18 protein-coding genes are annotated in these 23,148 nt (G+C 46.2%); 6 read left to right on the top strand and 12 right to left on the bottom strand.

From position 1 onward, the window contains the following. Positions 1–223 precede the first annotated feature (223 nt). The 3 genes from CJU60_RS00995 to CJU60_RS00985 all read right to left on the bottom strand — a co-directional run bounded on the left by CJU60_RS00995 (position 224) and on the right by CJU60_RS00985 (position 5,611). Positions 224–2,971: an AAA domain-containing protein gene (locus CJU60_RS00995; RefSeq protein WP_095712659.1), complete on the bottom strand. Its 2,748-nt coding sequence runs from the start codon at positions 2,969–2,971 to the stop codon at positions 224–226. Between the two features lie 159 nt (positions 2,972–3,130). After that, positions 3,131–4,552, bottom strand: coding sequence for an arabinan endo-1,5-alpha-L-arabinosidase AbnB (gene abnB / locus CJU60_RS00990; RefSeq protein ID WP_095712658.1), 1,422 nt, complete (start codon positions 4,550–4,552; stop codon positions 3,131–3,133). 69 nt (positions 4,553–4,621) lie between these two features. Next, the gene (locus tag CJU60_RS00985) at positions 4,622–5,611 is read right to left on the bottom strand and encodes a Gfo/Idh/MocA family protein (protein WP_095712657.1); all 990 of its coding nucleotides are present in this window, start codon (positions 5,609–5,611) and stop codon (positions 4,622–4,624) included. Positions 5,612–5,838: 227 nt separating this feature from the next. Here CJU60_RS00985 and hutP point away from each other — a divergent pair, with 227 nt between their 5' ends. The 6 genes from hutP (at position 5,839) to CJU60_RS00955 (ending at position 13,313) form a co-directional block, all read left to right on the top strand. Then, positions 5,839–6,285 carry a histidine utilization transcription antiterminator HutP gene (gene hutP, locus CJU60_RS00980; RefSeq protein ID WP_127696305.1) on the top strand — a complete coding sequence of 149 codons (447 nt, stop codon included), beginning with the start codon at positions 5,839–5,841 and terminating at the stop codon, positions 6,283–6,285. A gap of 112 nt (positions 6,286–6,397) precedes the next feature. Further along, positions 6,398–7,924, top strand: a complete 1,527-nt coding sequence (hutH, locus tag CJU60_RS00975) for a histidine ammonia-lyase (protein WP_095712655.1) — start codon at positions 6,398–6,400, stop codon at positions 7,922–7,924. Beyond that, positions 7,921–9,579, top strand: coding sequence for a urocanate hydratase (gene hutU / locus CJU60_RS00970; RefSeq protein WP_095712654.1), 1,659 nt, complete (start codon positions 7,921–7,923; stop codon positions 9,577–9,579). Before hutH ends, hutU begins: the two co-directional genes overlap by 4 nt. Positions 9,580–9,591: 12 nt before the next feature. Continuing rightward, on the top strand, positions 9,592–10,857 hold the full coding sequence (gene hutI / locus CJU60_RS00965) for an imidazolonepropionase (RefSeq protein WP_095712653.1): 1,266 nt from the start codon (positions 9,592–9,594) through the stop codon (positions 10,855–10,857). Beyond that, a complete protein-coding gene (gene hutG / locus CJU60_RS00960) occupies positions 10,850–11,809 on the top strand; it encodes a formimidoylglutamase (protein WP_095712652.1) in 960 nt (319 codons plus the stop codon). Before hutI ends, hutG begins: the two co-directional genes overlap by 8 nt. A gap of 76 nt (positions 11,810–11,885) precedes the next feature. Then, the gene (locus CJU60_RS00955) at positions 11,886–13,313 is read left to right on the top strand and encodes an amino acid permease (RefSeq protein ID WP_095712651.1); all 1,428 of its coding nucleotides are present in this window, start codon (positions 11,886–11,888) and stop codon (positions 13,311–13,313) included. Positions 13,314–13,355: 42 nt separating this feature from the next. On the opposite strand, the gene CJU60_RS00950 is transcribed toward CJU60_RS00955, so the two are convergent. From CJU60_RS00950 to CJU60_RS00910, 9 genes are all read right to left on the bottom strand, one after another. Then, positions 13,356–14,657, bottom strand: coding sequence for a pyrimidine-nucleoside phosphorylase (locus CJU60_RS00950; protein ID WP_095712650.1), 1,302 nt, complete (start codon positions 14,655–14,657; stop codon positions 13,356–13,358). A 28-nt stretch (positions 14,658–14,685) separates the two neighbouring features. Then, positions 14,686–15,867, bottom strand: a complete 1,182-nt coding sequence (nupC, locus tag CJU60_RS00945) for a nucleoside permease NupC (RefSeq protein ID WP_024123414.1) — start codon at positions 15,865–15,867, stop codon at positions 14,686–14,688. 92 nt (positions 15,868–15,959) lie between these two features. Continuing rightward, positions 15,960–16,631, bottom strand: a complete 672-nt coding sequence (gene deoC / locus CJU60_RS00940; protein ID WP_024123415.1) for a deoxyribose-phosphate aldolase — start codon at positions 16,629–16,631, stop codon at positions 15,960–15,962. Between the two features lie 105 nt (positions 16,632–16,736). Next, a complete protein-coding gene (gene deoR, locus CJU60_RS00935) occupies positions 16,737–17,678 on the bottom strand; it encodes a DNA-binding transcriptional repressor DeoR (protein WP_024123417.1) in 942 nt (313 codons plus the stop codon). Between the two features lie 132 nt (positions 17,679–17,810). Then, the gene (locus CJU60_RS00930) at positions 17,811–18,641 is read right to left on the bottom strand and encodes a DUF1206 domain-containing protein (RefSeq protein ID WP_095712649.1); all 831 of its coding nucleotides are present in this window, start codon (positions 18,639–18,641) and stop codon (positions 17,811–17,813) included. 64 nt (positions 18,642–18,705) lie between these two features. Next, positions 18,706–19,815, bottom strand: a complete 1,110-nt coding sequence (eutH, locus tag CJU60_RS00925; protein ID WP_095712648.1) for an ethanolamine utilization protein EutH — start codon at positions 19,813–19,815, stop codon at positions 18,706–18,708. Positions 19,816–19,887: 72 nt separating this feature from the next. Beyond that, positions 19,888–21,234, bottom strand: a complete 1,347-nt coding sequence (locus CJU60_RS00920; protein WP_095712647.1) for an MmgE/PrpD family protein — start codon at positions 21,232–21,234, stop codon at positions 19,888–19,890. Then, positions 21,231–22,373, bottom strand: coding sequence for a M20 peptidase aminoacylase family protein (locus CJU60_RS00915; RefSeq protein ID WP_095712646.1), 1,143 nt, complete (start codon positions 22,371–22,373; stop codon positions 21,231–21,233). Before CJU60_RS00915 ends, CJU60_RS00920 begins: the two co-directional genes overlap by 4 nt. 15 nt (positions 22,374–22,388) lie before the next feature. Next, the gene (locus tag CJU60_RS00910) at positions 22,389–23,138 is read right to left on the bottom strand and encodes an amino acid ABC transporter ATP-binding protein (RefSeq protein ID WP_024123422.1); all 750 of its coding nucleotides are present in this window, start codon (positions 23,136–23,138) and stop codon (positions 22,389–22,391) included. Positions 23,139–23,148 lie beyond the last annotated feature (10 nt).

Here is a 23,148-nt window from a genome sequence, read left to right as displayed (position 1 = left end):
CTTATTAAGTCACAAACCTATATTTAATATTACATTTAGTGATCTGATCTTCATTTTTAGTTAAACTTTATCATACTGAATAGGTTGTGGGACAACAACATAATTTTTTGACTATATAGAGTTATTTTCACTCACCAAAATAAAACCCTATAGAGCTAAATAGTTAGACGAAAAACTATTTAAGCAATATTCACTTATCCCTTGCTAGTATTTTAATCATTCTTTAACTTATTCGTTTTAAAATAGAATTTAGCAGTACTTTTATTTTTTCAGTCTCGCCACTCTCATTTGTCCTTAATCTAGTAAAAGGTATCCCCGATTTCTTCAGAATAGAATCTTTTAATTGATCCCGTCTTTTCTGGTCATTTGAATAATGATAAGCAGTACCGTCTACCTCTATTACACCAGCAGGTTCATTCCCCATTTTGTAATAAAGCAAAAAATCAAATCGAGCTACTGTTTTAACGAACTTTTGTTCCTCTTGATTTAAATGAGAGGTATCGTTAAATAAGTCCTTTAAACGGTACTCCCTTCTAAACTCAATTTTTTTATAGGCTTCTTCTTTAAGAATATCTCTGAGTAAACTTGCAATAATCCTTTCAGATTTATACTTTGAGTCACTCTCTCGCAGTTTATTTTCTCGTTGCACTAAAACTTCGGAGAATTCTTTATATAGTAAATCGAACACAGAAATGACCTGACTTTCATGATATAAACTAGCTTCTGTATAATATTCCATATAACGTATTAACTCGGAGATTTCTTTGTTACTTCTCTTGAAAATATCGACGGCAGATACTAAAACAAAACGTTTTTTTGCTCTCGATATAGCTACATTTATTAAAGTGGCACTATCAACAAATTCAATATCCTTTTTACCACCCTTATCATCAAGTACTGTGGAGAAAATAATCCCATCACATTCTCTTCCTTGAAACTTATGTACAGTATCTTTAATAATTTCTTCTCTCATATAACGATTAGCTGCTTGTATCTGGGCTCTATAAGGAGCAATAAATCCAATATCATCAAAATCATGTGGGAAAACCTTCTCTCTAATCGTTGCCTCTTCAAGAGAATCCAATTCACGAACATTGTGTCGTCCGCCTTGAAACCTCATATGATTTCCTTTAACGGTTTTTATTAAAATAATTGAAGAATCCTCTACTTCATCATATTTAGTCAACGGAATGAGATTGCCTTCATAATATTGTTCATTACAAAATTTGATGATCATAGGGTGGCAACGATAGTGCTCCTTTAACAAAGTAACGGGAATTTTATTCTCATATACTTTTAAAATTGAATGTAGCAGGCTATTTTCTACATAATCAAAGCAAGGTTCGATTCCCATTTCTCCCTTTGATATGTTCTTATCTGGTATGTGAGGTAGTTGTTTTGTATCTCCAACAATAATTACATTTTTAGCACAACCTAGAGCAAGGATACCTGGCATCAATTCTAACTGTGAGGCTTCATCTACAATTAAGTAATCAAATAAGAAACCATCTGGAATTGATTTCATTAAAGAGAATGCAGTACTCAGAATAATAGGATATCGATTTATAAATCGATCAAACTGCTTTGCATCTTTATATTTCTTGTGCTCAAAAATCTCTTTCTTAATCGTTTTTTGTTTATTATGTATATAATTTTTGAAAATTAATGTAGAGTAATTTTGAATTCGATTACTTAGCGCGTCAAAATTTTTGGCATGTAGCATTTGATTTATTTTACTTAACTCGGTATTTAATTCAATTAGTTTTTGCTTATAGAATTGATATTGGAGTTGAGAAAGCATTTTCTCTTTATTTAAACTGTCCCCTATTTGTTTGAAGTCATATAATCCATAGTAGAAAAGATATTTTGTTTTCTTAAAGAAGTTCATACGGTTTTGTTTGTTGAGTACTTCATCAACCATAAAATTTAGAATCTTAGAATTATTAAACTTATAAAAGGGTAAAAGCTTTGGCTTTATTGTTTCTAATGAATCAAAATGTTGTTTATAATATTTTTCCTCTGTTTCTAGGTCTTTTATTTGCTGTTTTATTACTGCTTGTCTGTTTTGTAACTTTAATAGTTCTTTAATAGATTCTACATCATTTAAGAGGCTTTTCAGTAACTCTGATTCTCTCTCATTCTCAATCTTCCATTCGGCTATATTTTGAGGAAATTCCGGAAGTTTCTCAAAGAATTTTTTTTGATTATCTTGGCTACCTAATGATGCAAGAAGAAAATCGTAGCCTGCTTTCTTCATTTTTTCTCTAACATTGTCAACTGCAGAGTTATTACTTGAGACAATCGCAGCATTCTTTCCTTTCATCATTAAATTAGTGATTAGATTTAAAATAGTTTGTGTTTTTCCCGTACCAGGAGGGCCTTCAATTACACTTATTTGAGAAGAAAAAGCAGATTGAACTGCCTGGATCTGACTTAGGTTTAAACCAAAAGGAAAAAGGAGTGTCTCTGAATCCTTATATGCTCGACTTTCCTTCGAAAAATAAGCATAGAGAGCACTTTCTATTCTCAATGGCATACGCTGAATTTCACCTTCCAAAATAGGTGGGATATCATTTTGTGTTTTATCTTTAACAGCTGCTATATATCCAAAATAATCTAATAAATGTTTAAACTTTGCATTACCCAAAGTAATCTTTTCAATATCTTTTTCTTTATAAATATATTTCTGATCATTTCCACTAAAATTCAAAACGGCATATTTATCTCCATATATTATAACGTTTTCAATATTCGCTTTTACATTTCCCTTTAAAACAAGTCGTTCTTGTTTGTTAATGGCCATTTCTCGAACAGGTCTAATTATACACCTATCTAACTCTTCACTTTTCTTCATTCCACTTTTCAATGTAATATGAACAATTATTTTAGCATTATCACGTTTAGATAATCGCCATTCTTTAATTTGCTCAGAATATGTTGTATTACCTACCTCAATGCTTACACCCGACAAATTATTCCCTCCAAAAACATCTTATTTATCTATATAAAATTGTTATTTTTTGTTATAGTATACAAAATTAATAAGAGATTATCAAAATACCTATTAGAGTAGTAAGTAAGAAAAGAACCTTTTCTTAAATCAAGAAAAGGTTCTCAAACATAATTTAACTTATAATTTTACTCCCCAAACAGCCTCACCGCTGCCATTCAACACACTAAACGTCATGACATTCTTCTCTCTCACCGAATCCCACTGGCGTAAAAATACGCCATTATACGTCTTGCCGGCTAACGTGATTTCGGCTGCGTCATTTCCAGTTTTATTCCACGTTCCGGTCATTTCCCCGGAAATGGTGTGGTCTTTGTTGAGCTGAATGTTGATGGTTTTTTTGATGTCGGCTGAGATGTCTTTTCCGTGCTGGATGAGTTTGTATGTTCCTGTGATGTCTTTTTGCTTTACTTTTTTCAGTGTTTCACCTGCGTATCGATATGGCGCTGCTACCGGCCAGCCGTCTTTGTTCATGAACATCTGGTGGACCCTGACTTCGTGTTCTTCACCTCTGCCCGGGAAGCGGGTGTGGAAGATTAAATAGGAACGGCCGGTTTTTTCGTCATAATAGGCTGAGTTGTGGCCCGGTGAGACGTATCCGGCTCCTTTTTCAGTTTCTGTTTCAAATGAATAGCTGCCCATGAGTTTGACGCCGTACGGCTCAATGGAGCGGTCATCGAAGAATGTGCCTTCTTTGCCTTTGACATCAATCATTGGATTGCCCTCTGCGTCATAATACGGGCCATCTGGTTGTTTGGAGCGGGCGACACGGATGTTGTAGCCGCCTGTTGCGTCTAGACCGCCATATGATAGGTATAAGTAGTAGTAGTTGGTGTCTGGATTGTAGAGGATATATGGGCCTTCGATTCTGCTGTGGTTGCCGCCGAGCAGTTTTTTGCCGTACCCCTGTCCAGGGAGCGGGAAGCCAGTTTTCGGATTCATTTCCAGGATGAAAATGCCGCCTGAATATGAACCGTACACCATCCACAGCTTGCCGTTTTTATCAAAAAAGGTGTGCGGGTCTACGACGTTCGGGTGTTTTGTTGCGTCATACGGTGTTCCGTCATTGCTTGTGCCTTCCATGCCTGATTTCAAAAAGATGCCCTTGTTTTTATAGGGCCCTTCGATGTTGTTAGCGACGGCCACTCCCATGGCGGATCTTGGTGAGTCACCGCGGCAGGCATTGTAGTACATATAGTATTTGCCGTCCGCCAGCTGCGCGACATCAGCCGCCCACAGGGTATCGGATTGCGCCCATTCGAAGGTATCTTTTAATTCTTCATAGACATTGGGAATAAGAGGGTTATTGTTGCTGACACTGCTAGTCAGCTGCTGCCATTGCATGAGGTCATTTGTTTTCGCTGAAGCTAAGTGAGATCCGAAAACATAAAAGCTGCCGTTCGTCTCAATGATGGAAGGATCATGGACGCTGACTTCTTTAAAGACGGGTTTTTCTGCCTTTTGTGCATGGGCAGCGTTGGGCAGGGTGAAAGCCATGAGAAGAGCAGCAAGAAAACATACACGAAACAATCGGTTGAACATCTGAACAGTTCGCCTCTCTTTTTTATTAAATTTTTAAGCGCTTACATTTCATGAAGGAACACCCGCCCTTTAGGAAGGCCGGATGTTTTCATATTCAAACGGATAGGTGATTCCCCACTGTTGTCTTACATTGTCCATGATGCTCATGACATCCAGGGAGAGACTGATGGTTTGGCTGCCTGTTTGATGCAGGACTGCATTTTGCATATCCTCTACTTCATAGTTCAACCCTTTTGCAGTTTCTCCTTCTTCAATCACCTCTGTTTTTCCATTGGCGTACGTAATGAGTGCTTTGTCCGGCCTTGTAAAATCGTCGACTGTGATAAAGCCGTTTTCTCCAGCGACTACGCCTCTTTTTGGCATTTTTGCGCGCATGGTCAGCGATATGACGGCTATTTCGCTGTCGGTGTTTTTTAAGATGATGCCTGACTGCTCGTCTACACCTGTATCAGTCGGCTTGGCCGTGCTGAGGATCTCATTCGGCTGGCTCGTGAGAAAATATCTTGCGAACGAGAGCGCATAGGCTCCTGTGTCTAAGAGTGCGCCGCCAGCCAGTTCCTGATTAAAGAACCGGTTTGTGACGTCGTATGGCTTGCACGTTCCAAAGGAGACTTGAACCATTTTAAGGGGCCCGATGCGACCCGCCTTTACGATCTCCCGGAGTTTTTTATACAGCGGCATATGGTAGATGGTCATCGCTTCAGATACAATAAGCTGTTTTTCTTTAGCCAAACCGATGATCTCCTTTAGCTGTCTCGCATTGACGGTAATGGCCTTCTCACAAAGAACATGCTTGTGATGCTGAAGGCTTTTCATTATATATTCATAGTGGTTTGAATGCGGAGTGGCAATGTAGACAATATCAACATTCTCATCTAGCAGCAGTTCTTCGTAGCTGCCATAGGCTTTTTCCACATGATGCTCCTTGGCGAACGCCTTGGCTTTATCCAAGCTTCGTGACCCTGCAGCATAGACCGTTCCGTTTACTTCTCTCAGCGCTTTGGCGAAATCTGAGGTGATTGCGCCAAGGCCGATGATTCCCCAATGTAAGCTCTTCACTGCACTTCGCTCCCCTTCTATTTGAACTCATATCTAGAGTACGACAGCAGCCGCCCGCACACCTGTCTTGCTATGGTGTGCAATGTGCTAGATTTCTGCGTCACGATATCACAATACCAATCTAACTTGTTAAAGACTGTAAAAAACCTTTTGACTTCTATTGCTGAAACAATTAATATAATACTCAGTTAATAGTTATCAGAATTTTTAGGAATTGAGTGATTCATATGACACTGCACAAAGAGCGCCGGATCGGCCGGCTGTCTGTTCTTCTGCTGCTTCATGAAGCTGAAGAACGTTCACAGGTCGAGGAGCTGGAGCGAGATGGATGGAAGGTCTGTCTCGGCAAGGTAGGATCAATGGACGCGCATAAAGTAGTAGCCGCAATTGAAACCGCTTCCAAAAAGAGCGGAGTCATTCAATCAGAGGGTTACCGTGAGTCACATGCGCTTTATCATGCGACGATGGAGGCTTTACATGGCGTGACCAGAGGTGAAATGCTGCTTGGATCGCTGCTTCGGACGGTTGGCCTGAGGTTCGCCGTTTTGAGGGGAAATCCTTATGAAAGCGAAGCGGAAGGCGATTGGATTGCTGTCTCGCTTTACGGAACAATCGGGGCGCCGATTAAAGGACTTGAGCATGAAACATTCGGCGTTGGAATTAATCACATATGAAACAGCCCATAGATCTTAGACGATAGGGGGCTATGCGTGAAATCAGATTTTCACAGCATAGCCCCTTTTTGTATGGGCGCTTTACCAAAGTAAAGACAAAGGAGTTGGGCTTATGGTGACATTAGACGGTTCTTCATTGACAACAGCCGACGTCGCGCGAGTGCTGTTTGATTTTGAAGAGACAGCGGCTTCCGAAGAAAGTATGGAGCGTGTGAAAAAAAGCAGAGCGGCAGTGGAGCGGATTGTTCACGAAGAAAAGACAATATACGGCATTACCACCGGATTTGGCAAATTCAGTGATGTCCTGATTCAGAAGGAAGACTCGGCGGCGCTGCAGCTGAATTTAATTCTTTCTCATGCCTGCGGAGTCGGCGATCCTTTTCCTGAGTGTGTTTCCAGGGCCATGCTGCTTTTGCGCGCCAATGCGCTGTTAAAAGGATTTTCCGGTGTACGTGCTGAGCTGATTGACCAATTGCTTGCTTTTTTAAATAAACGTGTCCATCCTGTCATTCCCCAGCAGGGATCACTTGGTGCAAGCGGGGATCTGGCGCCGCTCTCCCATCTGGCGCTTGCACTGATCGGGCAAGGAGAAGTCTTTTTTGAGGGAGAAAGGATGCCGGCAATGAAAGGCTTGAAAAAAGCCGGCATTCAGCCGGTAGCGCTGACATCCAAGGAAGGGCTTGCCCTGATTAACGGCACACAGGCTATGACCGCTATGGGTGTGGTCGCATACATTGAAGCGGAAAAACTAGCCTACCAAACAGAGCGCATTGCCAGCTTAACGATTGAAGGGCTCCGCGGGATTATCGATGCGTTTGACGAGGATATTCACTCCGCACGCGGTTATCAGGAGCAGATCGATGTCGCAGAACGAATCCGTTTTTATCTATCTGACAGCAGCCTGACGACCTCTCAAGGAGAACTGCGTGTCCAGGATGCATATTCATTGCGCTGTATTCCGCAAGTGCACGGTGCGACCTGGCAGACGTTAGGCTACGTGAAGGAAAAATTAGAGATTGAGATGAATGCAGCTACGGACAATCCTCTTATTTTCAATGATGGTGACAAAGTCATTTCTGGCGGAAACTTTCACGGGCAGCCGATCGCCTTTGCCATGGATTTTCTAAAAATTGCAGTATCAGAGCTTGCGAATATCGCAGAGCGCAGGATAGAGCGCCTTGTAAACCCGCAGCTGAATGACCTGCCGCCGTTCCTAAGCCCTCATCCCGGTCTGCAATCCGGTGCAATGATCATGCAGTATGCCGCTGCCTCGCTTGTTTCTGAAAATAAAACACTGGCCCATCCTGCAAGTGTGGATTCTATTCCGTCATCCGCCAACCAAGAAGACCATGTCAGCATGGGAACCATCGCCGCTCGGCATGCTTATCAGGTGATCGCGAATACGAGAAGAGTGATTGCGATTGAAGCGATTTGCGCATTGCAGGCTGTTGAATACAGAGGCATAGAACATGCAGCGTCCTACACCAAACAGCTTTTTCAAGAAATGAGAAAAGTCGTGCCGTCCATTCAGCAGGACCGTGTTTTTTCCTATGACATCGAATGCTTGACTGCCTGGCTGAAGAAGGAATCTTTATTACCATATCAACAGAACGAAGAATTGAGGGGGATGAACATATGACTGATGTAAAAAAATCAATCCGTGCCAACCGGGGGACAGAGCTTGAATGTTTAGGGTGGGAACAAGAGGCGGTGCTTCGGATGCTTCGCAACAACCTTGATCCAGATGTCGCCGAGAAGCCCGAAGACCTAATCGTATACGGCGGGATTGGCAAAGCCGCTCGGGATTGGGATGCATTTCGCGCCATTGAGCATTCTCTGAAAACACTAAAACATGATGAGACATTGCTCGTGCAATCCGGAAAACCCGTTGGCATGTTCCGTACGCACCCGCAGGCACCGCGCGTGCTTTTAGCAAACTCTGTTCTTGTTCCAAAGTGGGCGAACTGGGAGCATTTCCACGAGCTTGAGAAAAAAGGGTTAATGATGTACGGGCAAATGACAGCTGGCAGCTGGATTTACATTGGCTCACAAGGCATTTTGCAAGGAACGTATGAAACCTTCGCTGAGCTCGCGAGACAGCATTTCGGAGGCAGCTTAAAAGGAACATTGACGCTGACAGCCGGTCTCGGCGGAATGGGAGGCGCCCAGCCGCTGTCTGTCACGATGAATGACGGAGTTGTGATTGCCGTCGAGGTTGATGAAAATCGAATCGACAAACGAATTGAAACGAAATACTGTGACCGTAAAACAGCGTCGATTGAGGAAGCCTTAGCGTGGGCTGAAGAGGCAAAGCTGGCAGGAAAACCTCTCTCCATCGCTCTTCTCGGAAACGCGGCAGAGGTTCACCATATCCTTCTGAACCGCGGCGTCACCATTGATATCGTCACCGATCAGACGTCTGCCCATGACCCATTAATCGGTTACGTTCCCGAGGGCTATTCACTTGATGAAGCCGATCGCTTGCGTCAAGACAATCCAGACCTTTATGTGCGCCTTGCGAAACAAAGCATGAAAAAACATGTGGAAGCCATGCTGGCATTTCAACAAAAGGGCTCAATTGTATTTGACTACGGCAACAATATCCGGCAAGTTGCTAAAGATGAAGGCCTGGAGAATGCCTTCGATTTTCCGGGGTTTGTCCCTGCTTACATCCGTCCCTTATTCTGTGAAGGAAAAGGACCATTCCGCTGGGCGGCACTTTCCGGTGATCCGGCAGATATTTACCGTACGGATGCGTTATTAAAAGAACTGTTCCCGGCAAACAAGGCCCTTCACCGCTGGATCGATATGGCACAGGAAAAAGTCACGTTCCAAGGCTTGCCGTCCCGCATTTGCTGGCTTGGATATGGAGAACGAAAAAAGATGGGCCTTGCCATTAACGAATTGGTCCGAAACGGGGAGCTAAAAGCGCCTGTCGTGATTGGGAGAGATCATTTGGACTGCGGGTCTGTCGCCTCTCCAAACCGGGAAACTGAAGCGATGAAGGATGGAAGTGACGCTGTCGGCGATTGGGCTGTGCTCAATGCGCTTGTCAACACGGCCGCGGGTGCAAGCTGGGTTTCCTTCCACCATGGCGGCGGCGTCGGAATGGGCTATTCTCTGCATGCCGGTATGGTCGCAGTTGCCGATGGAAGTGAGCTGGCTGACGAACGGCTCGCCAGGGTCTTAACGAGCGATCCGGGGATGGGCATTATCCGCCATGCGGATGCGGGTTATGAACGTGCCGTTGAAGTAGCGAAGAAGCAGGACATTATCGTGCCGATGCAAAAATAAGGGAGTGATAACATGCCGAAACAAATTGATACGATTCTCATCAACATCGGTCAGCTTTTAACGATGGAAAGCAGCGGCCCGCGCGCGGGCAACAGCATGCAGGATCTTCATGTGATCGAAGACGCTGTTGTCGGAATCCACGAACAGAAGATTGTGTTCGCCGGAAAAAAAGGGACTGAAGCCGATTACGAGGCAGACGACATCATTGACTGTTCGGGACGGCTTGTAACGCCGGGCCTCGTCGATCCGCATACCCATCTTGTATTTGGCGGATCTCGGGAAAAGGAGATGAATCTAAAGCTTCAGGGCATCCCCTATTTAGATATTCTGGCGCAGGGAGGCGGTATTTTGTCCACTGTCAAAGACACCCGGGCCGCCTCAGAAGAAGAGCTGCTGCAAAAAGGCCGTTTTCATCTGCAAAGAATGCTGTCATACGGCACGACCACGGCTGAAGTGAAGAGCGGCTACGGCTTAGATAAAGATACTGAGCTGAAACAATTGCGTGTCGTGAAAAAACTGCATGAGAGCCAGCCCATTGACCTTGTCTCCACATTCATGGGGGCTCATGCCATTCCTCCTGAAGATAAGGACAGCCCCGATGAATTTTTAGATCGCATGCTGGATCTCTTGCCAGAAATAAAAGAGGGGGAGCTCGCAGCCTTTGCAGATATTTTTACAGAAACAGGCGTTTTTACAGTCAGTCAATCCCGACGTTACTTAAAAAAAGCGGCTGAGGCGGGATTCGGATTAAAAATCCACGCTGATGAAATTGATCCTCTTGGAGGAGCTGAATTAGCGGCTGAGCTAAGAGCTGTCTCAGCCGATCATTTGGTGGGCGCCTCTGATGAAGGCATACAGCAAATGGCTGAATCAGGAACCATCGCCGTCCTCTTGCCGGGCACGACATTTTATCTCGGCAAACACACATATGCCAGGGCAAGAGACATGATTGATGCGGGCGTACGTGTGAGCCTGGCAACGGACTTTAACCCGGGCAGCTCCCCAACTGAAAATATTCAGCTGATCATGTCGATTGCCGCGCTTCATCTGAAAATGACCGCAGAAGAAATATGGCATGCCGTCACAGTCAACGCCGCATATGCCATAGGAAAAGGCGAAGAAGCAGGGCAGCTCAAAGCTGGCCGCTCAGCTGATCTTGTCATTTGGCAAGCCTCGAATTACATGTATATTCCGTATCACTACGGCGTCAATCATGTACATCAAGTCATGAAAAATGGGACATTTGTTGTCAACAGGGAGGGAGCCATTCTTGGATAAATACCCTTTTCTCAGAGAGGCCGGTTCATTGTTTAAAGACCGGGATGTAACGAAAATGAGCGATCTGATAGAAAAATGGGACGGCCAAGGCATTAAGGGGCCGGCGCTGATAGGTGCCCCCCTGTCAAAATCATCCATCAGTCATTCCGGCGCTTCCTTCGCCCCCGGAACAATCCGCCAGGCTCTAAAACATTCATCTGCTTATTCTGCGGAGCTTGGGGAACATGTCGTATCAGATTTTCTTTATGATCTGGGGGATGTCGATATTCATGTGACTGATATCGTGAAATCACATGATCAAATCTTCCAAACCATGCATGCTCTGCTTTCAGATCACCCAGATTGGGTACCGCTCATACTCGGGGGAGATAACTCCATCAGCTACTCCACCATAAAAGCGATTGCGCAAACGAAAGGAACGACAGCCGTTATTCAATTTGATGCCCATCATGATGTGCGGAACACGGAGGACGGAGGGCCGACAAACGGCACCCCCTTCCGTCGCCTTTTGGATGAAGAGATCATAGAAGGCCAGCATTTGATTCAACTGGGTATCAGAGAATTCAGCAACAGCTTGGCTTATGAAACATACGCGAAAAATCATCACGTGGACATCCGCACGATGGGAATGATTCGTGAAAAAGGACTGATCCCGACCATTAAAGAGATCCTGCCTGCCGTTCAAACTAGAACAGACTTCATTTTCATATCTGTTGATATGGATGTCTTAGACCAGTCCCATGCACCCGGCTGTCCAGCGATTGGCCCGGGCGGCCTCTATACAGACGAATTACTCGAAGCAATCAAGTACATCGCACAAGAGCCCAATGTCGCAGGGATCGAAATCGTTGAAGTTGATCCCACCCTCGATTTTCGAGATATGACAAGCAGAGCCGCAGCTCACGTTCTGTTACACGCATTAAAAGGAATGAAACGCTCCCGATTCAAGTGATCTTCCGGCAGGTTGTATTTTGGTTACAAGAAAACTCATCTGCCTGATAAACGGCAGCTAAAAGGAGGACGAAACGGTGGGTCTTCAAGAGAAAAGCGGCCATCAGCTAAAACGGACAATGAAAAGCAGGCACTTATTTATGATTTCATTGGGAGGCGTCATCGGAACAGGACTTTTCCTCAGTACGGGCTATACGCTCAGCCAAGCCGGTCCCGGCGGTACGATACTCGCTTATTTAATCGGCGGATTGATGATGTACCTCGTCATGCAATGTCTTGGTGAATTGTCGGTCGCCATGCCGGTGACCGGTTCCTTTCAAAAATACGCCACAACATTTATCGGGCCATCTACCGGTTTTATGGTCGGCATCATGTACTGGGTGAATTGGGTGGTGACGGTAGGTTCTGAGTTTACCGCATCCGGTATTCTCATGCAGCGCTGGTTTCCTGACAGCAGCGTATGGATGTGGAGTGCGATTTTTGCAGCTCTTCTTTTCGTATGCAACGCATTTTCAGTCAAATTATTTGCGGAAACTGAATTTTGGTTTTCGAGCGTGAAGATTGTCACCATCATTTTATTTATCATTTTAGGAGGCGCCGCCATGTTTGGCTTGATCTCTTTAAACGGGACGGCTGATGCCCCTATGTTTTCAAATTTCACAGGTCATGGAGGATTGTTTCCGAACGGCTTTCTCGCTGTATTTATCGCCATGATATCTGTGAGTTTTGCCTTTTCCGGAACAGAATTAATCGGAGTCACAGCAGGTGAATCCGCAAATCCTCAAAAGGATATTCCGCGTTCCATCCGCAATGTCGCATGGCGGACAGTCATTTTTTTCATCGGTGCCGTCTTCGTATTATCCGGACTGATTTCATGGAAAGAAGCAGGAGTAATCGAAAGCCCCTTTGTAGCAGTATTTGCAGAAATCGGAATCCCGTACGCCGCCGATATTATGAATTTTGTTATATTAACAGCCTTGCTGTCCGTTGCCAATTCAGGCCTGTATGCCTCAACCCGTATGCTGTGGTCGTTAGCAAATGAAAACATGATCAGCTCTCGTTTTAAAAAAGTCACATCTAAAGGCATTCCACTACATGCCTTAATCATCAGTATGGCTGTATCTTGTTTATCTCTCGTTTCCAGTATTGTGGCGCCTGGAACTGTTTATGTGGTGATGGTAGCGATTGCTGGATTTGCAGGGGTCGTGGTCTGGATGAGCATTGCGCTGTCTCAACTCTTGTTCCGAAAGAGATTTCTTAAAAAAGGGGGGAATGTAAAAGATCTGACATTTCGCACACCGCTTTATCCTCTTATGCCTATAGCCGCTCTTTTATTATGTTCAGCTTCTTGTATCGGTCTCGCTTTTGATCCCAATCAAAGAATCGCTCTCTTCTGCGGAATCCCTTGTATCATCCTATGCTATCTCATCTTCTATTTCAGAAGAAATCTTACGAAAGCAAAAAAAATCGGACAAGAGGAATATCAGGTTGATCACATCCTTTAATCAAAACAGCACACCCCACTCAGGATGGGATGTGCTTTATTTTTATTCTGTAATTAACGTATGAATCAGCTTCGGCGCCTTCGCCTCCGCTGCGATACGGATATTGCCATATACTTTCGCGATGACTTCATCGACATTTTCCCGGTTGGCATAGAGCGTAACGAGAGGTTCGCCTTTTTCAACCTTGTCGCCGACCTTTTTGCGGAGCATGATGCCGACGGCTAAATCGATTTCGTCTTCTTTTGTGGCGCGTCCGGCACCTAACAGCATGGCTGCGACGCCGATTTCGTCTGCGACAATTTCGGAGACGACACCCGCTTCTTTGGCTGGCACATCAATGTGATAAGCCGCTTGCGGAAGCTTAGACGGATCATCAACAATCGAGCTGTCACCGCCTTGGTTTTTCAAGAAATCTTTGAATTTCTCAAGCGCTTTGCCGTTTTTCATGACCTCTTCAAGCTTTGCTCTTGCTTCGTCTAATGTACCTGCTTTTTTTGCAAGCACGACCATCTGGCTGCCGAGTGTTAAGACAAGCTCGTGCAGGTCTTCAGGGCCTTCGCCTTTGAGCGTGTCAATCGCTTCTTTCACTTCAAGCGCATTTCCGATCGCAAAGCCGAGCGGCTGGGACATGTCGGAGATGACAGCCATCGTTTGGCGGCCGACCTTGTTGCCGATTCGTACCATTGCTTTCGCGAGTTCAGCCGCATCTTCCTCTGTTTTCATGAAGGCGCCCGCTCCCGTTTTCACGTCAAGCACGATCGCGTCTGCTCCGGCAGCGATTTTTTTGCTCATAATGGAGCTAGCAATAAGCGGGATGGAATTCACCGTGCCCGTTACATCACGCAGGGCGTACAGTTTTTTATCCGCTGGCGTTAAGTTGCCGCTTTGGCCAATGACGGCAACCTTGTCGCGGTTCACTAGCTTAATAAATTCTTCCTTTGACAGTTCCACGTGAAACCCGTCGATCGCCTCTAATTTATCAATTGTTCCGCCCGTATGGCCGAGGCCGCGGCCGGACATTTTGGCAACTGGCACATCAAGAGCCGCGACAAGCGGTGCAAGCACGAGTGTGGTCGTGTCGCCGACGCCGCCGGTTGAATGTTTATCTACTTTAATTCCTTCAATGGCAGAAAGATCAATCGTTTCACCGGAGTTCACCATAGCCATTGTTAAGTCCGCCCGTTCACGATCACTCATATCCTGGAAGAAAATCGCCATGGCAAGCGCGCTTGCCTGATAATCAGGAATGCTTCCGTCCGTATAGCCGTTCACGAAAAACTGGATTTCTTCTGTGGTGAGTTCTTTTCCGTTTTGTTTTTTGATGATAATATCTACCATTCTCATTATAGTCACCGATCCTTTTCGATTATGTTCAGTAAATCAGACCTACAACTGCCGCTGTTAAAAAGCTGACAAGCGTAGCGCCGTATAATAATTTCAGACCGAAACGAGCAACGACGTTTCCTTGTTTTTCATTCAGACCCTTTACAGCACCGGCAATGATACCGATGGAAGAGAAGTTCGCGAACGAAACGAGGAATACTGATACAATCGCTGTTGTACGGCCGCTGAAATGAAAACCGTTTTGCGAAAGAGACGTCATGGCGACAAATTCGTTTGATACCATTTTTGTTGCCATAATGCTTCCGGCGTTAACAGCTTCATTCCATGGAATACCGACAAGAAAAGCGAATGGAGCAAACACATATCCAAGCAGGTCTTGGAAGGAAATACCGAGTACAGCGTTAAAAATACCATTGATCAAAGCAATAATCGCGACAAATCCGATCAGCATCGCTGCGACAACAACCGCTACTTTGAAACCATCTAAGATGTATTCTCCGAGCACTTCGAAGAAGGATTGTTTTTCTTCATTTTCTACACGGAGCATATCCTCATCTTTTGCGACCTCGTAAGGATTAATAATAGAGGCAATGATAAAACCGCCAAATAAGTTCAATACAAGAGCCGTTACGACGTATTCAGGCTTCAGCATCGTCATGTAAGCGCCGACGATTGACATGGATACGGTTGACATCGCAGAAGCGCAAAGCGTATACAACCGCTGCTGTGACAGTAAACCGAGTTCTTTCTTTAAGGAGATAAATACTTCTGATTGCCCTAAAATCGCAGATGCAACAGCATTGTACGACTCCAGTCTTCCCATCCCGTTAACCTTGCTGAGGGCAAGGCCGATGTATTTAATAATAAACGGGAGGATCTTCCATTTTTGCAGAATCCCGATGAGTGCTGAAATAAATACAATCGGCAAGAGAACGTTCATAAAGAATGTCGATTGATCCGCATTCACCAAACCGCCAAACACAAAGTTGATTCCTTCTGCCGCATAGCCAAGCAGGTAGCTGAATCCTTGTGCAAATCCTCCTACGAGAAAATTCCCGATCCCCGTATTGAGGAGAATGTAACCGAGAATAAACTGCAAAATGAGCATGACAATAATTGGGCGGATCTTAATTCTTTTTTTGCCGCTGCTCGCGATCCACGCAAGGCCTAAAAACACGATTAAACCGATAATCCCAATCAAATACTTCATATGTGTTTCTCCTTTATTTGTATTCGCTTACATTATTATTTCCCCGGAAAGAAAAGAAGGGCACGGAAAGCGAAGTGCCTTCCGTCTGCTTCTTAATAATCGTCTCCGCCGGCTCCGTTCTCTCCTTTTACAATGGAAACACCTGCGCTTGCGCCAATGCGGCTTGCACCTGCTTCGATCATCGTGTCTACATCTTCTTTCGTTCTGATACCCCCGGATGCTTTTACGCCGATATCAGGGCCTACTGTTTTGCGCATTAAAGCGATATCTTCCTTCGTTGCGCCGCCTGTTGAGAAGCCTGTTGAGGTTTTCACGAAATCCGCTCCCGCAGAAACCGCTAAACGGCATGCACGCTCTTTTTCTTCATCTGTCAGCAGGCATGTTTCAATAATAACTTTGACAAGCGCTTTTCCGGCTGCAGCTTCCACCACACCGCGGATATCCGCTTCCACCACGTCGTCTTCTTTGTCTTTCAAAGCAGCGATGTTAATGACCATGTCCACTTCAGTGGCGCCTTTTGAAATCGCATCCTTCGTTTCGAACGCTTTTGTTTCTGTTGTGTTGGCGCCGAGCGGGAAGCCGATGACTGTACATACGTCAACTCCTGTTCCCTCAAGCTCTTTTGCAGCCAGCTGCACCCATGTCGGGTTTACACATACAGAAGCGAATTTGTATGTTTTCGCTTCTTCTATTAATTTCAGAATATCCGCTTTTTGTGTATGCGGTTTCAAAGCTGTATGATCAATTTTATTGGCTAATGTCATCCTTCGCACACTTCCTTTTTTGTTAAGATATTTTTTAGCATACCCGACTTTTGAACATATGTAAATTGGTAATTGAAATTTTGTTCAGCGAACGGTCTGAAGGTGTCACAAATCATTAACAAGTGCCCTTGCGGTATGCTGGTCAATGATTAACACATTGGCATATTTTCCTGTTAACGCACCATGGATGGAGGACACTTTTCGGCTTCCGCCGGCCACTAATATAGAGCGTTCCTTCAGCCTCAGATCCTCAAGCTCGACGCCGATGGTCCGGTCATTGATGGCGGTGCTGCAAATCTTCCCTTCCTCGTCAAAGAAACGCGAACAGATATCTCCGACAGCCTGATGTTTCAGCAACGCTTTCTCTTCTTCGTTAAAATAGCCGAGCCGGAATAACAGCGCTTCGTCACGGACTGTTCCCACCGTGAAAAGAGCGATATTCGCCTGCTTGCCCATCTCAATGATCCGCTCGATATGACGGTCTTTCTCCACCATTTTCTTCACATCCGCATTATCAAACACGACGGGAAGCGGAAGATAGCGCGGCATCGTTTGAAAAGCCTCTGCAAACAGCTGAATCGTTTCAGCTGAATAGGTGTTTACCCGGGAATGGCTGATGCCGCCTTTCAGCTGGACGACCTCTACGCCTTTTACCTGCTTTGGCTGCATGTTTTGCGCGATCTGATACATGGTGGTTCCCCAGCTGACGCCGACGATGTCGCCGTCTTTTACCGTTTCATGCATATATTCTGCACCGTAACGGCTCAAGCCATGTGTGATTGCTGCATAGTCCGGTGTCGGAGAAAACACAACGTGCGCTTCGAGAAGCCCGTATTTCTCTTCCAGCATGGAACCGAGCGCATCTAAATCCTCAAAAGGGTCCATCACGCGAATTTGGACAAATCCTTTTTCTTTTGCGTATTGCAGCAATCGGGAAACGGTCGGCCTAGAAATGCTGAGCTGCTCTGCGATTTGCTGCTGACTGTAGTCAGACTGATAATAAAGCCTTGCCGCTTCTATGCTTAATTGTTGTTTTTCCCGATCCATTCCGCACCTCCCTTGGATCAGTTCATGGTGAACCTGCTTTTGATTTGCTTTTATTATACAGGCTGGCAACAGCTTTCATCCACCTGATTTGCAAGAAACTGAAAAACGCTCTGGCACAGATCTGCCCAGAGCTTATTTTTCCCACTTCATATATTGATAAATGCCTTTCATGATGGCGTATATTCCATATAACACAAGCCCGCACGCCAAAAAGATCAGAATCACTCTGCCATGCGGCTGCTGCGCGAGCTCGGCGAGCGCCCCGTCAAAGCCTCTTGTGTCGTCCGGATCAGAGGTGAGAGCGGTTTTTATGAGAAAGAAACCGATGGCTGAGAAAATAATGGCACGGGCGATGTTGCCTGCGCGTCCTGTGTTTTTTGCAATACATATCATTTCTTTGCTCATTTTTGACGTATCGAATTCTCTCATAAAAGAAACCCGAATACCTTTCATGAATTGAACCATCGCAAATAGGATAAAGCCCGCTCCTGTGAGTCCCGTCAGCCACTGGCCAAACGGCTGCGCCAATACATAAGCGGACCACGTCTGTTCTGAAGTGCTGCCGCTCCCATGATCAAAGACAAAACGAAGGGCATTCCACGCAATCGATGCGTATACGACGGCGCTGAACAAATTTCCCGTTCTTCGTGACAGGCCCCGTCTTCCCGTGCCATGGCCCTCTGTATCCTTAACCGCACTCAGCACCATCCATATGACATACCCGATGAGTCCGATCCCGATGAAGAAAAGCAGAATCGATCCGTATGGCATGCGTGATAAGGTTTGGAGCGCTCCGCTTGAATCCTTTGCCCCGCTGCCAGCTCCGGCAGCCGTCATCAATGCCAGAATGCCGAGCAAGATAAAAACGCCGCCGAATGTAAAATAACCAAGCCTTCCGAATCGCTGTATCCAAGGCTTGGTTTCCTGTTTTATTTTAGAGATGCACTGGTCCTTCGCATCCATGTGCCCAACCCTCTTTCCGGAAACGTTACTGTATCATTTCCCGAATGAGGAGAATTGAAACAGACTATCCTTCAAGAGAATCGTGTCTTTGCTTTTTGGCCGTATAGGCGGGTGTCGTCCACGCAGCTGCCGCGACAGCCGTAATGCCGCCAGCTAATTTCCCGACGATCATGGCCGCTGCCATTTCTTTCTTCATTCCCGTCACAAAGCCGAGATGGCTGCCGAGCACAAAGGCTGCGCTGACCGCAAACGCGACATTGATAACCTTTCCTCTCGGCGTCATGTCTTTTAATAAGGCGAGCATGGGGATAAGATGTGCCAAAGAAGCAACCATTCCCGCTGTCGCTGCCTGATCTAAGTGTAACAGCCTGCCTAATGTATGGAGCGGCTTCTCAAAAGCTTTTGTGATAAAGGCTGTCAGCGGAAAAGCGCCCGCCAATACAACCGCGATGGTGCCTACGGTTTGTATGCCTGTTTCCATCTTTTCGAGGCCAGGTATTAATACAATGCCTGTCATTGTTTCAATTGAGACAGCAACAAGCCCAATGATCGCAACAATACTGACAGCCTTCCCGAAAACGTGAAATACGCGGATTGTCTTGTCGGTGCAGCGCCAAAGTCCAAAAGCGATAACCGCAGAAAAAAGACTTGGAATCAGAATGTTTTTCAGGATCAATCCCATCTCAAATCCCGCAGCTAACCCGCCTGCGAAGCATCCGATCGGCACAGTGCACAGTCCGATTAAAATGCCTTTTGCAAAATACGGGTGATCCTGCTTTTCAATTATGCCAAGAGCGACGGGAATGGTGAATACGATCGCCGGCCCCATCATCGTCCCCAGAAATACCCATGAAAACAAGCCGGCGTCCGGATCTTTCGCCATTTCTTGTGCCAGCGCATAGCCCCCCATATCAATGGCCAAAATGGTGTTGGCAAAGGAGGAAGGGTCTGCGCCAATGGCGGCATAGACCGGAGACACGACGGGTATCAGTATGGCCGCAAGCACTGGCGCCAGCGACACAATCCCGACCATTGACAGCGCAAGCGGCCCCATGGCCTTAAAGCCTTCCGCAAACCGCTCGCCAAGCCCCCACCTGTTTCCCAAGCAATAATCGGCTGCTCCCAATAATAAAAAAACTGCCAGAATACATACAACCGCATCATTTACCGTCATGGCCTTTCTCCTTTTTCAAACGTATGATTTGGCTTTATCATATCATCTGAAGGCGGGGATGAGAGGCGGATTCTAATCTAAATGCGATATAAATTCTTTCATGTCAGCGCACTCAATGGCCTCTATGATATGCGATGCTTTTTGCACATCACTTGGCAGCGCTGATTTTAATTTTTCTTTTACATCTTCTTCAGACAGACCGTTTCCGGGAGCTCCCTTCGGGCAGTCCACCCGCGCTTCACATATGCGTCCATCTGATAAAAATGCCCGGACAATGGTGAAGCGGCCTTTCGGAACCGCTTGAGAGGCTGGCTGAATGCGATTGTCATACACACGCTGAATATGACGCATTGCGGCCTGCATATGATTTGGTATTGGCTCGCTGTTGAAATGGTCAGCAATCAGCTTCTGTCCGTGCAGGGCAAGGGCAATGACATATTCAACGCTGAAGCGGCCTTCCTCTCCTGTTTTTGGTGATCTTGCCGTTAATGCAGCATCTCCGCCAGGCGGAAAAACGACTTCAATCCGTTCTGTATTGTCAGCAGAAATGGCTTCCTGAGAGATAAGCTCGCGAATGGCATCTGCCGCGTGGTGCGCCGCAGAACAAAATGGATAGATTTTAAACCATAAACCTGGCTTCACGATTCTCCATGGTTTGCCCCAATGGCTTAACAGCGTGGTTTGAGCCTTGTCTAAATCACCGTATAGGCTGAAAAAACCTTTTTCTCCATCCAGTGCCGTACGAGAGCCTCCAACATCAGATTGGGCCAGCTTAACAGCAAGTAAGCCTGATTGAGCTGCCAGCCCTGCGTGCAGCGGTTTCATTTCTGTGCCGAATTGCACCCTCATTCCGGCAGACTGCGTTGCGGCAAAACCAATTGCTTTTTCCATTTCTTCTTGAGTGAGTTCCTCCGCGAACCCTACAGCACAGGCGGCGGCTATGGCCCCGAGCGTTCCCGTATTGTGCCAGCCTTTTTCATAGTGCGGGCTGCCAATCGACTCCCCAAGCCTTGCCATTACTTCCACACCGACAATATAAGCGCCAAGAAGCCGCTCGTCACTTTCTCGAGCGGCAGCTGAAGCAATGAGTGCCGGCAAAATAACTGCACTCGGATGTCCCCTTACATCGGAATGGACATCATCGAAATCCAGCGCATGGGCGATAAATCCATTGAGCAGCGCAGATTGTAATGGCGCTGCCTTTTTCCCTTGTCCGATAATAGGGACAAGGGGCGTGCCGCCTTCCTCTTCGATCAGCTGCAAAAGCTTTTGAATGCCGTTTTCTTCTTTTCCGGCAAATGATGCGGCTGTAAAATCGAGCAATCCCTTTTTGGCTTCACGCATCGCGTCAGTGGCGTTCTCAGGCTGTGATAATCTTACGGCCTCAGCAAGACCTGCTGTCAGTTCTGTTTGGATCATTTGATTGACCCCAGTACAATAACAGCCAGCTCAGCAAAGTAGCTGGATGCAACTTGCAGTGCGTCTTCATCCAATGTAAACGCCGGGTGATGCCACTCCTCTGTACCGTTCGTTCCCATCCACACAAAAAATCCCGGGATCTTCTCTTGATACAGAGCGAAGTCTTCTCCGCCCGGAGATTGCTCCGCATGAACCGTTTGATAGCCAAGCCGGGCCGCAGCTTCTGACGCCGCGTTCAAAAACGTGCCGTCATTCTGAACGGACGGCAAATAAGGAAACCACCGGAATTCGGCCTGTGCCCCGTAGCCCGCGGCGATTCCTTCAGCCACTCGTTTCATATGCTCCGGAACGGCCTTTCTCGCTTCTTTTTGGAAGGTGCGAACGGTGCCCTCCATTTCAGCCTGGTCCGGAATCACATTCCATGAACTGCCTGCCTGTAATCTTGTGATACTGACGACCGCGTTTTGCAGTGAGCTGATGTTGCGGCTGACCACAGATTGCAGACCGCTGACCATTTGGCCTGCCGCTGCTATGGGATCAATGCTGTTATTGGGAATGCCGGCGTGTCCGCCTTTTCCTTTCACAACAATCTCAAACCGGTCAACGCTTGCCATGAGCGGACCTTCCTTTATCCCAATGGTGCCGACAGGCAAATCAGGCTTATTGTGCATGCCAAGAATGGCGGAAACATCGTCTAGCACGCCTGCTTCTATGACTTTCCTTGCTCCTGCGGCGATTTCTTCCGCTGGCTGAAAGATAAAGCGGACCGTGCCTTTCAGCTCGTCTCTTCTTTTATTCAGCAAAATGGCCGTGCCGATAATGGAAGCTGTATGAAAGTCATGCCCGCACGCATGCATCGCGCCGTCAATCTTAGAGGCAAACGGCAGGTTCGTTTGTTCTTGGATCGGGAGCGCATCAATGTCCGCTCGTATCGCGATCACAGGTCCGTCTGACTGCCCTTTGATTTCCGCAATTACACCTGTTTCTAATTGAGGAACCTCAAGAATCTCTATATGTTCTTCCTCGAGCCAGCGGCGGATTTTTTTTGTCGTTTCAAACTCTTCAAATGAAAGTTCAGGGTGTGCATGAAGGTCACGCCGCATATTGATTAAACGTGTATGAAACGCTTCTTCGGCCATTCTTCTTCTTCCCTTCTATATAAGCTCTGCAGGCTCTCCCACCTGCTTGATAAATCGTTTCGTCCGTTCGTTTTTCGGATGGTCAAACAGTTCTTCAGGCGTTCCCTGCTCGATAATATGGCCGTCTGCCATAAAAATCACTTTATCGGCAACCTCTCTTGCAAATGCCATTTCGTGGGTGACGATGATCATTGTTGTTTGTTTTTCCGCAATCGATTTGATGACCTGAAGCACACCCGCCACGAGCTCTGGGTCAAGCGCCGAAGTCGGTTCATCCAGCAAAATCGCATGCGGATTGACCGCAAGTGCCCGCGCGATGCCGATTCGCTGCTGCTGGCCGCCGGACATTGTGATCGGGTAGCTGTCAGCTTTATGCTCTAAACCAACCTGCCTCAGAATCTCCATCCCAATGCGGTTCGCTTCATCTCGTGATTTTCTTTGAGCCGTGAGTAAAGCCTCAGTAATGTTTTGCAGGGCGGTTTTATTTTTGAACAGATTGTAATTTTGGAAGACCATGGCCGTTTGCTGACGGAGCTGGTACGCTTCCTTGCGTGTAAACTTTTCCGCGTTCAGTTTGGCTTCTCCAATTTCAATGATGCCTTGATTGGGGCGCTCCAATAGATTCAAGCACCGAAGAAGCGTTGATTTTCCGGAACCGGACGGACCGATGATCGCCACCACTTCTCCGCGTTTTACTTCAAGGTCGATTCCGTCCAGCACGACCAAATCTTTAAACGCTTTGCGAATATTTTTTACTTTTATCAACTGATTTCAC

The organism is Bacillus sp. 7705b (assembly GCF_002289525.1).
GTDB lineage: Bacteria > Bacillota > Bacilli > Bacillales > Bacillaceae > Bacillus > Bacillus halotolerans.
The sequence above is the reverse complement of the archived record's forward strand: the minus strand, read 5'-3'. Positions and strand labels throughout refer to the sequence as shown.

Excerpts from the sequence above, each read along its gene's own strand:
- abnB (WP_095712658.1), bottom strand. The coding sequence starts at position 4,552 with ATGTTCAACCGATTGTTTCGTGTATGTTTTCTTGCTGCTCTTCTCATG.
- hutP (WP_127696305.1), top strand. The coding sequence starts at position 5,839 with ATGACACTGCACAAAGAGCGCCGGATCGGCCGGCTGTCTGTTCTTCTG.
- hutH (WP_095712655.1), top strand. The coding sequence starts at position 6,398 with ATGGTGACATTAGACGGTTCTTCATTGACAACAGCCGACGTCGCGCGA.
- hutU (WP_095712654.1), top strand. The coding sequence starts at position 7,921 with ATGACTGATGTAAAAAAATCAATCCGTGCCAACCGGGGGACAGAGCTT.
- hutI (WP_095712653.1), top strand. The coding sequence starts at position 9,592 with ATGCCGAAACAAATTGATACGATTCTCATCAACATCGGTCAGCTTTTA.
- CJU60_RS00950 (WP_095712650.1), bottom strand. The coding sequence starts at position 14,657 with ATGAGAATGGTAGATATTATCATCAAAAAACAAAACGGAAAAGAACTC.
- nupC (WP_024123414.1), bottom strand. The coding sequence starts at position 15,867 with ATGAAGTATTTGATTGGGATTATCGGTTTAATCGTGTTTTTAGGCCTT.
- deoC (WP_024123415.1), bottom strand. The coding sequence starts at position 16,631 with ATGACATTAGCCAATAAAATTGATCATACAGCTTTGAAACCGCATACA.
- deoR (WP_024123417.1), bottom strand. The coding sequence starts at position 17,678 with ATGGATCGGGAAAAACAACAATTAAGCATAGAAGCGGCAAGGCTTTAT.
- CJU60_RS00930 (WP_095712649.1), bottom strand. The coding sequence starts at position 18,641 with ATGGATGCGAAGGACCAGTGCATCTCTAAAATAAAACAGGAAACCAAG.
- eutH (WP_095712648.1), bottom strand. The coding sequence starts at position 19,815 with ATGACGGTAAATGATGCGGTTGTATGTATTCTGGCAGTTTTTTTATTA.
- CJU60_RS00920 (WP_095712647.1), bottom strand. The coding sequence starts at position 21,234 with ATGATCCAAACAGAACTGACAGCAGGTCTTGCTGAGGCCGTAAGATTA.
- CJU60_RS00915 (WP_095712646.1), bottom strand. The coding sequence starts at position 22,373 with ATGGCCGAAGAAGCGTTTCATACACGTTTAATCAATATGCGGCGTGAC.